The sequence below is a fragment of the Candidatus Flexicrinis affinis genome, from assembly GCA_016716525.1.
GTDB classification, from domain to species: Bacteria; Chloroflexota; Anaerolineae; order Aggregatilineales; family Phototrophicaceae; genus Flexicrinis; species Flexicrinis affinis.
Genome location: JADJWE010000006.1, coordinates 330,860 through 343,776, shown reverse-complemented (window position 1 = coordinate 343,776; position 12,917 = coordinate 330,860). Strand labels below are relative to the sequence as shown.

6 protein-coding genes are annotated in these 12,917 nt (G+C 68.4%); 1 reads left to right on the top strand and 5 read right to left on the bottom strand.

Annotated features, from left to right (window positions below):
- The first annotated feature begins 654 nt into the window (after nucleotides 1-654).
- Nucleotides 655-1,827 (top strand): aminotransferase class V-fold PLP-dependent enzyme, encoded by a 1,173-nt coding sequence (locus IPM16_16735; protein ID MBK9124749.1) that lies wholly within the window; start codon nucleotides 655-657, stop codon nucleotides 1,825-1,827.
- Between the two features lie 1,383 nt (nucleotides 1,828-3,210).
- Here the strand turns inward: IPM16_16735 and IPM16_16730 are convergent.
- The 5 genes from IPM16_16730 to IPM16_16710 are packed head-to-tail and all read right to left on the bottom strand — an operon-like array spanning nucleotide 3,211 to nucleotide 12,861.
- The gene (locus IPM16_16730; protein ID MBK9124748.1) at nucleotides 3,211-7,197 is read right to left on the bottom strand and encodes a TIGR03663 family protein; all 3,987 of its coding nucleotides are present in this window, start codon (nucleotides 7,195-7,197) and stop codon (nucleotides 3,211-3,213) included.
- A 16-nt stretch (nucleotides 7,198-7,213) separates the two neighbouring features.
- Nucleotides 7,214-7,756 (bottom strand): hypothetical protein, encoded by a 543-nt coding sequence (locus tag IPM16_16725; GenBank protein MBK9124747.1) that lies wholly within the window; start codon nucleotides 7,754-7,756, stop codon nucleotides 7,214-7,216.
- Between the two features lie 3 nt (nucleotides 7,757-7,759).
- Nucleotides 7,760-8,380 carry a sigma-70 family RNA polymerase sigma factor gene (locus tag IPM16_16720; GenBank protein MBK9124746.1) on the bottom strand — a complete coding sequence of 207 codons (621 nt, stop codon included), beginning with the start codon at nucleotides 8,378-8,380 and terminating at the stop codon, nucleotides 7,760-7,762.
- A 31-nt stretch (nucleotides 8,381-8,411) separates the two neighbouring features.
- A complete protein-coding gene (locus tag IPM16_16715; protein MBK9124745.1) occupies nucleotides 8,412-10,346 on the bottom strand; it encodes a hypothetical protein in 1,935 nt (644 codons plus the stop codon).
- A 10-nt stretch (nucleotides 10,347-10,356) separates the two neighbouring features.
- Nucleotides 10,357-12,861 carry a hypothetical protein gene (locus tag IPM16_16710; protein MBK9124744.1) on the bottom strand — a complete coding sequence of 835 codons (2,505 nt, stop codon included), beginning with the start codon at nucleotides 12,859-12,861 and terminating at the stop codon, nucleotides 10,357-10,359.
- Nucleotides 12,862-12,917: the final 56 nt, after the last annotated feature.

Below are 12,917 nucleotides of genomic sequence, written 5' to 3'. Positions count from 1 at the left end.
TTCGATCCGGCGCTGCTGCTCGGCCGCGACGACCGTATCGAGCGAGTCGACCGCCGCCAGCGCCGCGTCGATGTCGACCTCGAAACTGGTCTCGCCGGTCGCCGTCAGGTCGGGGACGTCGCTGTCGGCCGCGGCGACTGCCGCCCCAACGCCGATTGCTGCCCAGTCGAAGGCCGGCGCGGGTTCAGGCTCGGTCTCTTCGTCGTCGTGCGGGGCGTACTCGTCGTACTCGTCGTCAACCTCATCGTCCGCATCGTCCGCCGCTTCCGGTTCGTCCTCGGCTTTCGCGACCGGTTCTTCGACAGCATCGTCGGCGGTTTCTTCGCGCGCGCGCCCCCCCCGCGCGGGCGGGGGGGGCGCCCCCCCCCCCCCCCGGCGGCGGCGGGTTCTACCACATCGCCCGGCGCGTCGTCTTCAGGCGCAGCGTCAACCGGCTCGGACTCCGACTCGTCGTCGGGGATGGGGTCGTGCTTGGTCTCGTCATCCATGGCCCGTATTGTGCTGTGAATCGCAGTCCGCTGCAAGTCAGGGCTTGCGACCTCCGCGCGCAGTGGTCGGGTGATCGTCGGTTGATTGGTCGTCGCAAATTCCGCGGGACGCGCACATACTCATCCGCGCTGCACGCCGCCACCTCATCCACACCGGGAGTCCTCCATGCGCGACCTGTTCCTGCTCGACCCGACAGTGACGTTTCTCAATCACGGCTCGTTCGGCGCGACGCCGCGCGCAGTATTCGAGACGTATCAGCGCTGGCAGCTCGAACTGGAACGACAGCCGGTTGAATTCCTCGGCCGACGGCATGACGGCCTGCTTGACGCCGCCCGTGCGCGGCTTGCCGAGTACGTCCATGCGCCCGCTGTCGACAACCTCGTGTACGTGGTAAACGCAACGTGGGGCGTCAACGTGGTAGCGCGGTCGATCGCGCTCCAGCCCGGCGACGAAATTGTGTCGACCAACCACGAATACGGCGCATGCGTGAACGCGTGGCTGCACGCCTGCGACCGCACCGGCGCGAAATGGGTAGAGGCGCAGATTCCGCTGCCACTGCCCTCCGACGAGGAGATCGTCGAGATCGTGTGGTCACGCGTGACGCCGCGCACGAAGGTGCTGTACCTCAGCCACATCACGTCCTCGACGGCGTCGACGTTCCCGGTTGCGGCGTTGTGCAAGCGGGCGCGCGCGGCCGGCATCCTGAGCGTGATCGACGGCGCGCACGTGGCAGGGCAGATTCCGCTCGACCTCGCCGCGATCGATCCGGACGTCTACACCGGGAACCTGCACAAGTGGCTGTGCAGCCCGAAGGGGGCGGGATTCCTGTACGCCCGCCCGGAACATCACGCGTGGATGCACGCGCTGGTGATCAGTTGGGGCTATGGCGATCCGGCCAATGCGGGCTGGGGGATGGGCGCGCCGGACGCGCCGCTGCTGGTGGCGCACCATCAGTATCAAGGCACGCGCGACATCGCCGCGTTCCTGAGCGTGCCGGCGGCGATCGACTTTCAGCGCGACCACGACTGGGACGTGGTGCGCGCCCGCTGCCATGTCCTCGCCGTCGAGGCGCAGCAGCGCGTGAGCGACCTGACCGGCATCCCCGCGCCGGTGCCGCCCGATCGTTACGCGCAGATGGCCCTGTGCGAGCTGCCGGCGTCGGTCGACCTGCCGACGCTCAAGCGCCGGTTGTACGACGAGCACCGCGTAGAGGTGCCGGTGATCGCGTGGAATGGGCGCAAGTTCATCCGCGTGTCGGTGCAGGGGTACAACACGCGCGACGACATCGACGCGCTGCTCAGCGCGCTGCGCGCGATGATTGAGGAAAGGGAACGGTGAAAGGGACAAGGGGAAAGAAGCCCCCGGCAGCGAACGTCCACCACATTCCGTCGCGATGTGGTAGGAACTATGGCGTCCGAGGGAGAAATCCGCAGCCCGTCTCCCGCCGAGCGTTGAAAGGGGGGGGGGGGTTGGGGGGGGTGGTGGGGGGGGCGGGGGGATCCGCGGGGGGGGGGGGGGGGGGGGGGGGGGGGTGGCGGCTGGGGGGGGGCCGGGGGGGCGGGGGGGGCCGGCCGGGGTGCGGGGGCGGGCGGGCGGGGGGGCGGCCGCCGGGGGGGGGGGGGCCCCCCCCCGGGGGCGGGCCGGCGGGGGGGCGGGGGGGCCGTGCGGGGGCGGGCCCGGCGGGGGGGCGCCGGGGGCCGGCGGCGGGCCCCCCCGCCCCCCCCCCCCCGCCCCCCCCCCCCCCCCTGGGGCCCGGGCCCCCCTTTGTTTCCGGGCCCCCGGGGTTCCCCCCCCCCGGTGGGCCCGCGCCGGCGGGGGGGGGGGGGGGGGGGGGCGCGGGGGGGGGCGCCGTCCCGGCCGGTGGGGCGCCCCCCGCGGCGCCCCTCCCCCCCCCCCCCCCCCCCCCCCCCCCCCCCGCTCCCCCCCCCCCCCCCCCCCCCCCCCCCCCCCCCCCCCTCCCCCCGCCCCCCCGCCCCGCCCCCCCCGCCCCCCCCCCCCCCCCCCTCCCCCCCCCCCCCCCCCCCCCCCCCCTCCCCCCCGGCCCCGGGGGGCGGGGCGGGGGGGGCCGGGGGCCGGGCGGTGGGGGGGGGGCGGGGCCCCGCCCCCCCCCCCCGGCCCCCCCCGCCCCGGGCCCTCCTGGGCCGCCCGCGCCTGCGGCCGCCCCCCCCCCCCCCCCCCCCCGCCCCCACCCCCCCCCCCGCCGCCGCCCCCTCCCCCCCCCCGCGGGGGGCCCGGCCGGGAAGGGGCCCCGCCCGCGCCCGCCCCCCCCCCCCCCGGGGCCCCCCCCCCGCCCCCCCCCCCCCCCCCCCCCCCCCCCGCGCCCCCCCCCCCCCCCCCCCCCCCCCCCCCCTCCCCCCCCCCCCCGGCTGCCCCGGCCGGGTCCCTGGCTCTTTGCGCCGGTCCCGGCCTGGGCCCGTCCTTTTCGTGTTGGTGGGGTGGGTGTCCCTGGCCCCCCCCCCCCCCGGGGGGGGGCCTGGGTCCCCGGGGGGGGGGCCCCCCCCTCTGTTTTCGGCCCCGCCCGGCGCCCGGCTAAAAATATCGAAGCCCTGCGGGCTGGCTCTCCGCGTGGCAGCCGAAACAGTCCCTTCAGCGGACTTCGACCTGCTTAGCCTCGGGTTTCAACCCGAGCGGCCGTGGAAGTCACGTTCCAGCGCGCAACAAGAAAGGGCCGAGGCGTTTCCCCTCGACCCTTTCCCCTTTGCCCTTACTTACCCCTAGCCCCTACCCCTGAACTTCCGGCGTTTCGACCGGCGGGATGTCGACCGGAATGCCGACGCCCGGCGGATCTTCGATGCTGCCGGTCTCGGGGGTCGGGAACGGCGGGAACTTCAACACGCGGCCCTGTGTCAGGTCGACCACGTACACGTTGCCTTCGAGGTCGGTGTCGATGCCGCCGATAGTCGAGAACTCGGCCGTGTTCGGGAACTCGCGGTTGAGCCGGCCGAACGCGCCGATACACGCGCCGTCCGTCGCGCTGTAGACCAGCACGCGCCCGCCGTCCGGATCGGCGACGTACAGGAAGTCGCGGGCGGCATCCAGCGCCAGGTACGGCCGATTGCCGAAGTCCTCGTACCACGCGCGCACGGGATAGCTGTCGATGAACGTGCCGTCGGCGGAGAAGACGCCGATGCGCCGGTTCCACGTTTCCGCGATGAACACGCGCCCGTCGGGATGGACGACGATGCCGGTCGGCTCGTCGATCTGGCCTTCGCCGCTGCCGCCGCGCCCGATGTCGCGCACCCATTCGCCTTGCGGCGTGTAGACGCGGATACGCTTGTTGCCGGTGTCGGCGATGTAGATCAGGCCGTCGGACGGGCCGATCGCGACCTCGCGCGGCCCCCAGAACCCATCGTATGGCTCGGCCGGGGCGTTGATGCCCACGGTCAGCGCCTGCCCCCAGCGCGCCGTCTGCTGCATGTCATGATCGAACACGCGAATCTGGTAGTTCCACGTATCGACCACCACGATCGAGCCGTTCGCCAGAACCTCGACGCTGTGCGGGCGCTCGAAGAATGGGCCGGGGCGGTCGGCCGGGCCCTGCTCGCCGAAGCTGCGGACGTACTCACCGTTGGACGTGAACTCGGAGATGCGGTTGCCGTTGACCTCCGCCACGAATACGCGCCCGTCGCTGGTGACATCGATGCCGAGCGGTGAATCGAGCGCCCCGCCCAGCGGCGCGGTGTCGAATACCGTCAGGGCCGGGTACTGCTGCCAGTTGGCGACGCACGGGCTGACCTCGATCGTGTCGATCGGGTTGAGCACGCTGCCATCGCCGATGCCATACGGCCACACCTGCGCGGCCACGTCCTTGCGCACGTACATATACATATTCTCGGCCACCGGCCAGCGGTCGAACGTAAACGTGCGGCCGGTCGCCTCGCCGAATTTGGTGTAGTCGCGCTGCCAGAAGATGTCCCACATGCCGTGCCGCATCTGCGCCGACTGCGGGTCGGTCATGTCGAACAGGTCGACCATACGCGTGGCGGTCATGCCGAAGTATTCCTGCATCGGCCACCACATGCGCTTGAAGTCGAAGCGCTGGTAACGGTCTTCCAGCAGCGGCTCGACTACGTTGCGGTTCTCGTCGCCGACCAGTACGACCGTCGCGTTCTCCATGACTTGCAGCGTGGGCGACTCGCCCATATAGACCGCGTTCGAATACTGCCGGAAATACCACGCGCCCGGCCAGCTCAGCTTGTGGTCATAGGCAAAGCGCAGGCGCAGGCCGTCGGTCGTGCGGCGGCTGATGTCCTCCATCGCCCGCATAACCTCTTTGGTGCCGTTGGTGGCGTGCGCATACACGAGGAACTCGTTGGGATAGTCGTAGTAGATGAACGAGGCCATCCACGCCGAGCGGAACGTGACCAGCCCCAGCACGCTAAAGGTAGCTACGGCGAACAACTGGCGGACGTGCCGCCCGTTGGTCAGGCGCCGGATGTAGGTGTAACCCCACGCCACGCCGATCGCGACGGCAGCGGCCGCCAGCCACGAGTACGTCCACTCGAGCTGGAACTGCGCGACGCCCTGAAACGGTCCTTGTCCGGTAAGCTGCAAGACGACCAACTGGAACACCGCCGCCAGCCCAAGCGGGAAGATCAGCAGGCTGATCCAACCCGCCTTGCGCAGCAGGCCCCAGTCGATGCGGTCGAACATGCGCCCGAAGAACCACGCCGTCAGGAAGATCATTGGCGTGGTCATGTGCGTGCCGAGCCATGGCATTTTCTCGCCGGCCAGCGTGTAGAAGATGATGTTGAGCACCGCCCAGAAGCCGACCAGCAGCAGGAACGGCACCTCGTCGAGTCGGCGCATCCGTGTGAGCTGCGTGTCGATCTCGGCGTTGCGCGCTTCGATCGCCGACGTATCGACGTTCACGGAGACAGGCGCGGGCACATCGTCCGCTTCGTCGGAATTCTTGGGCTTTTCGCCCTCAGCGACGGCCGCCAGCGCCAACTGCTTGCGGTTGGCGACGACCTCGTCTTCGAGGTCGTGGATGCGGCGGCGGCGCTTCCAGAAGATGAACGTGCCGGCGAACGTTGCCGCGACCGACCCGATGATCGGCAGGAACTCGTACATCGGCAGGATGATCAGCGTGTAGTAGTACTGCGGCTGACTGCCGCGGCGCTCGGCCTGCTGCTCCAGCCAGTACTGCAAACTGTAAATCATGCCGGTGGCGAGGCCGGGGATGTTGGTGAAAACGGTCGTGAAGAAGAACGCGAACAGGCTGTGGAAGATCAGCCAGCACACGACGAAGCGTCGCCAGTTCCATGTCAAGCCGGCGGCAATGGCGGTGATCATCAGCGGAAGCCAGCACAAGCCGCCGACGATGAACTGCCCGATCTGCATCGCTGACTGCACCGGCAGCACGTCGCTGAGGAAGCCGAAGCTGGTGCCGATCGCCTCGTATTCGGCCGGCGTGCCGCGCGCCGACACGATGAACACGGCGGTCGCCCATGGCAGAATCAGCGTGCCCATCACCCACAGCACGTCAAGCTCGGGGAACTGATGCAGCCAGTCCCACCAGTCTTTGCCTTCGGCGTTCTTTCGGCGCGACACGACGAACAGCGCCAACGCGCCGGCCATCAGCGCCCACGGCACCAGCACCCAGAACCAGCGGATGGTGCCCGTGAGGGCGGCCCCCTCGTCGACCGCGTTCGGGTCGAGCGGGGCTTGAATGCCGATCTGGTCGCGCGTGATGTGTGACAGTTCCTCGATAATAAACAGGCCGACCGTGACGCCAATGACCACGAGAGTCAGGATGGCGAACTCGCGCCACGGCACGCGGCTGAACCGCCCGCGGTAGGCCCACAACAGCGTGCCGACGATGACCAGCACAATGCTCGTCACCGCGGCCAACGTCCATAACACGAAACTGCGCGAGTCGAGGTTGTAGGTCAGGCCCTCCAACTGTGCCCCGGCAGAGACAGACTCGAGCGGGACGATGTCGACGATGATGTACATGGCGATGGCGAGCGTCCCGCCAAGGGCAATCGCCAGCATAGTGCCGTTAAACCACTGCCGCGCCGGGATTTTCCAGACGGTCTGAGCCATACGGAACAGCCAGTACAGCGTGAAGAACGCGCCAAACAGCGCGATGTAGATGAATGCCGTCTCCTTGCTGCCGAGGTTCCACAGCATGGTGGCGGAAACGATGTACAGGAAGCGCGGTTTTCGCCGCTGGTCGGGCGGGCCGCTGATGTACATCATGGCCGCCCACACCATCAGCACTGCCGAGAGGATCGACGGCGTGTCGTGCCGGATGTAGCGGTTGTAGTACAGCAGCAGCGGCGAGATCAGCAGCATGGTGCAGGCCAGAATCGTCCCCCACCTGCCGAGCCAGCGCCGGAACAGCACCGGCGTCATCACCAGTGCGATGCCCAGCACCGCCGCGTACAGCCGCCCGCTGAAATCGTTGTCCCCGAACAGCGCGTAGCTCAGCGCCGTGGCGTGGAACAGGATCGGGCCGTGCATCAGCGGCGTGTGGTTGAAGTCGCCTTTCATGTACAGCTCGTACGAGTAGTACACGTGGAGCGATTCGTCGTGGCTCATGGCGCGATCGCCGAGCGCATACAGCCGGGTGAAGATCGCCAGCAGCAGGATGACCGACAGGATTACCAGTTCCCAGCGCACGGCGAAGCGTCGAATCAATGTGCCGCGCAGCGGGTCGGTGTAGTCGGTGTGCTGGGGCTGGCGGGATGCGGTAGCTGCCATCGAGTCCTCGTCGGTTCTAGTTTGAATCCGGGGCGGTCGGGGTCGCGCGGAGTTTGAGGCTGGCAGTCGCCAGCGCCGGGGTGAGCGTATCGGCCGGACGGACATCCTGCCCCTCGCCGGTCGGCGTAATCACGTCGTCGATCGTCTGCGGACGCGGCTGAGTCGGGATGAATATCGACGCCGCGGCAGTTCCGCTCACGAGCAGCGGGATCAGCAGCAGCGCGGCCATCACGGCGGCGGCGGCACTGCGCCGCCAGTCGCTGACGGCCCGAAGGCGCCACAACGGCGCACGGCCTTCCAGCGCCGCGCCAATCTGCGCCCATCCACGCTCCAACTGGGACGGCGCAGCGCGGCCCAACCCGCCCAACTCGCGGCGCAGGCCGGCGTCGGTCCGGCGCAGGTCGTCCACAGCCGCTTCGATACCGGCGTCGGCGTCGATCCAACGCGCGATTTCGCGGCGGCTTTCGACCGGCAGTTCGCCGCGGATAAAGGCGGGAAGGTGGCGCAGCACCCACGGCCGGCGAAGCGTATCCCACAGGCGGCGGAATATCACAGCCATCTCCTAGTACCTCAGCAGTTCGGCTAGCAGCGCGCGGCCTTGATCGTTCAGCACGCCGCGCAGGCGCTCATGAGCGAGCCTGACGCGGCTTTCTGCGGTCTTAAGTGGGCAGTCCATTACATCGGCGATCTCGCGGAACGTCAGGCCCTGCCCGTAGCGCAGCACCACCGCCTCGCGCAGGTTGGGCGACAGCTCGGCCAATGCGCGATTGACTGCACTGCGCGCGGCCTGCCGCGCCTGCTCCGCCTCCGGCGATTCGTGATCCGGCGCGGCCACGTCCAGCCCGAACATCTGCGCGATGTCGAGCAGCGGGAAACGCTTGCGCCGGTACGTGTTGCGACAGCGGCTCACGGCGATCGTGTACAGCCACGTCTTGAAGCTGGCCCGCGTGTCGTCGAAGCGTTGCAGGTTCTTGAAGGCGTACACGAACGAGTCTTGCAGTACGTCCTCGGCGTCTTGACTGTTGAACACGAGGCTGTAGCACAGGCGATACACGCCCGCCGCGTAACGCTCGTAGAGCGCAGCGTATGCCGACTGATCGCCGCGCAGTGCTTGCGCGATCAGGTCGGGGGTGGGGTCGTAGGGCGGGTTGGGAGTCATCATCGCTAGTTGTTGTACGGTCACTGGCATTCTACACGATCACCGCGGCGGTTACTCACCGCACAAGCTCCTCGATCGGCTCGCCTTCGAACACGTCCTGCCGCAGCCACAGCATCGCATAGACGTCCGCTGCAGGGAGAACGCGGACGCGCCGCTGCAAGACCCACGGTAGGCTGTCGAGGCCCCGCATCGAAGCGGGATCCCAACGCATGGTGAGCGCGAATCGCTGCCCGACATAACTGCCGCCCAGTTCCGGCAGCGGGTCGTCGATGCGAAGCGCCGGCACGATCTGCACCACGATCGGCGCGGCGCGCGCTTCATCGAGCGATGCGACATACGTCGCGTGCGGGTAGTCGCGCAGCAGCCAACCCAACAGGCCGTCCTCGGTCACGCTGCCGGCCGGGTCGCGGATCACGGTAATCGGCAGCAGCGGAAGCCCTTGCGACTCGCGCAGGGTCAGATCGTGCAAGGTCTCTTCGAGCAATTGGTAAGGCTGGCCGGTCGTGCGGTGATTCCACGGCTCGACCGGGTTGTATGCGTTGAACGATGTCACGTACCACGCCGCCGATAGCTGCGAGACGAGAAGCATGGCCGTCAAGCCCAGGCCGAAGCCTTGAAGCGTGACCCGATTTCCCCACAGGCTCGCGGCGAGGAAGAAGCCGATCAGCAGGAACAGCACCGTGATCACCGTCCATAGCAACCCGACGCGAAAGTCCGCCGAGACGAGGTTCATCTGCATGCGGTTGACCAGCCCGTCGATGTCGCCGCCTTCGACCTGCAAGAGCTCGCGGGCCGCGCCTTGCATGTGCACGCTGAGGATGAACAACAGCGCGAAGATGACGAAGGTGAGGATGAAGCGCCCGGCCGCCGGCGTGTACAGCCGCGCCAGCTCATCGCCGCGCGCGACCTCTTGATCGGCGTACATCTTCTGGCGGCGGTCCGGGGCGAGGCACGCGGCCAGCGCGCCCGAGGCCAACCCGGCGACGGTAACGGCGATCAGCAGCGTGTGATGCGCGTCCGGCGCGACGAGCGCCAGCGGCAGGTTGAACAGCAGCGCCGCCGTGAAAAAGCGATCCGGCCCCGACCAGCCGATGCCGCGCAGGACGACCAGCCCGCCAATCGCAAGAATCCACGTCAGAGGCTGGTAGAACAGGCTCAGGTTGACGGTGCTCACCGGGCTACCTGCAAAATAGGCGCCGAGTCCTTCAAACAAGCGGCCGAGGCTGGCAGCGCCGGAGGGCGCCGTCATAAACCCGGTGGCGACCGCGGCGATCAGCAGCGCCGAGGCGATCCCCGCCGTCTGCCATGGCACCGAACGCACCGCCGTAATGACGGCGGCGAACCGGTTTTGGCCTTCGCTCTCCGTCTCGGCATCTGCGCTGGAGAACACCAGCGCGGCGGCAGCGGACAGGCCGATCAGCAGCAGCGTCACGAGGCCCGCCGGCCCGCTCAGGAAAACCGCGGCGGCGGTGAGCATCACGGCGCGAACGCCGCGCCCCGCCGACGGCGACTCGACATGATCGAGCCACACGCGCAGGGCAAACACGCCGAGCAGCATGCTCCAGATCAGCGGAGAGGCACTGCGCCCGGCGGCGATCAACGGTGGCGTGAATGCCAGCAGCAGTGTCAGCGCCAGCGCACGGGTGCGCCCAAGTTCGCTGCGAAACAGTGCCGGGGCCATCACCAGCACCAGCGCGGCCAGCGCGGTGACGATTCTCGCCGCGAACGCAGTGCCGCCAAGCACGTCGAAGCTGAACGACTGCACCCACATCAGCAGCGGGCTGGCGGTTGCAGTGCCGCGATACGCCGCGACCATGTCGGTCACTTCGTCGAGCCGCGGGGCGACCGTGCCGAGGTCGGCCAGCAGCAGCAGCGCCGCGACGGCCGCCAAGACGGCGTAGAACACGCCTTCAAGCGTGACGACCGGCGTGCTCTCGGCGGTGCGCTCGAAGTCGCCGGCAGGTGTGATGGGCAGTGCGTTTTCGCTCACGCAAGCCTCCCTAGTTCTGCAGCGCGGGATTGGCCGCCGCGCTGCTGGTGCGGTAGATGCGCGTATCGCCCGACTCGCACACGACGGGCAGCCCCTCGCGGAACTTCAATTCGCCGTCCGAGCCGTAACGCGCGCGTTCGGCGTTGCCGTACACGATGTAGTCGATGCCGTAGCGGTCGATGATCTGCTGCACCACGTCGAGGCGCAGATCGGTATACAACTGCTGAATGTCGGCCGGGCGGCTGGCGACGGCGGCGTCGTAACCGCGGCCGCGCCACTGCCGCTGATGCCCCTGCCAGCCGATCACGGTGGGCAGGCCGGTAATACCAGCAAGCCGCCCGGACGCGATGCCGCCGGCGAAGTAGTCGTAGCTGCCATGAAACGAGACCTCGACCGCCACGACGTCGGCCTGCCCTTCGGTCAGGCCGCGCAGACACATCAGCGCCGCGTAATCGTTGGGGTTGGTCAGCGTAGGCGCGCCGTTGAGCGTGAGCGGGCCGGGGAAATCGTTGAAACTGCGCCCCGTCTCGACAAACATGCGATCGGTCGTGGCTTTGAGCGGGTAGAACGTACCGAGCCCGTACAGTACCACCGGCAGGATCGCCAACCCGATTCGCGACGCCGAAGGCAGCCGTTTCTCGCCGCCGCCGTCCAAAATCGTCCATACACCGTACGCGGTCGCAATACCCAGCAGCGCCCATGCCTGATAGTAGAACTTGAACACGGTGTTCATGCGGCTTCCGAAACCGTCGCGCAGGTACACGTAGTCCGGCACCAGCACGAGCAGCAGCGCGCCGCCGACCATCAGCAGTGCGTAGCCGGTCGGCAGCGTGAAGGGCAGCATACCGTTGGCATAGGGCCGGCCGAACAGCCGCGCCGCGACCACGAAGACGCCAACCAGCAGCAGTACGGTCGTCAGCACGTGCGAACCGCGCTTCAGGAGCATCGCGCCCCATGCCTCGCCGCCGGCCCGAGTCAGATAATCCTGCTGCGGCCCCAGCCACGATGGATTCACTGCCCCAAGCAAGCTGAGCAGCGCCATCACGCCAAGAATCGCGAGGAACACGCCGGCGGTCGTGAAGGCCGCCGTGCGCCAATTGAGCGCCCGACCGCCGCGCCAACCTTCCACCGCCAGATACAGGATCGTCAGCGGGAACAGCGCGCCGAACGCCAGCAGAAGCTGTTGAGTCGCCGTGGGATGAACGAAGTTGGGCAGCGCGCCGCCTAACTGCGAGCCGAAGCTGACCAGAAACGGCAGGTAGAACACAAGCATCGTGCCGACGGTCAAGCCGCCGAACGCAACCAGCGCGATACCGTCGTCGACCTTGAAGCGTCCCCACGTATGGGCGTATCGTCGCAGCGCTTCGGCCCCGACGATCAGCGCGAGATAGATGGGCGTGTCCCACGTATTCAAGAAGATCAGTCCGCCGACCGTGACGCCGGCAAACACCGCCATCGCCGTCCCCGCCGGGCTTTTGTTGAGCGCGAGGCTGAGGCCGATGCCCATCGCCAGCAGCGCGAACGGCAGCGCCATCACGTGCGGGTGGTTGTCCGCCAGCACGTAGCTGAACATCGGGAACTCGTTGATGACCTCTTCGCTCGCGCCGGGCATACCCGGCAGATTGCGGTCGTGCAGTACGCGCGCGCTCCTGAACCACCACCAGTAGTCCCAAGCGGGCGACTCTTGCGCAAGCGGCGACTGACGATCGCGCACGTCCCAGAGGGCGAGGTAGTCCTCGCTAGCCGTCCTGTCCATGTACGGCATATCGACCAGCGGCATTTGGTAGTTGCCCATCACCGCGACGGCGTACAGCCCGATCAGGCCGACCAATATGCCGGCGATCTGCGACCCGTGCACGCGCACGAGGTTGTACACCACGCCGAAGGCCGTCACGCCGGTGAGTGCGAACAGCATCGCCGTCCACAGGTTGTATCCGACACCGGCCACCACGCCGGACAGCTTGGTGAACATGCCGGCGATCACATAGCCGAAGTAGTAGTAGCTGATCGCGTATCCCGACAGCCATGGGTCCTGCGGCGGGAACGTCTCGCTGCGCACGATCGAGGCGAGGAACGCGAGGTCCATCGGCTTTTCGGTGGTGACGACGTTGTTCTGGTGCGCGCGCACAATGGCCCACAGCACCAGCAGCGCGACGAACAGGAGCTCGACCGCGATCACCGCCCAGCGGTTGCGCTGCCACCATGAGCGCAGCGTGTCGGGCCTGCCGCTGAGATCGGGCACGCGGTTGAGCGCCAGCAGTCCGGCACCCAATACGATCAATCCGGACAGCACGATCGCGCCCGGCTCGTTGCGCAAGAAGCCGAGGCTCGTGAGCAGCCAAAAGACCGCGCCGGTCGTCAGCAGGCCGAGTGGGCGCGCCAACAGCCAACCGCGATCAGGCAGCGCGCCGAGGAACCGCCACGCCAGCGGCAGCGCCGCCGCGCCGGCAGCGGTCGCAATCAGCCACCAGCTCGCGACGATCCAGCCCTCACGGGCGAGCCATTCCCCTATCACCACGCCTCCATCAAAACGGGTTTCCGCGCCGCTGCATCAATCACGCCTGCGCCGTA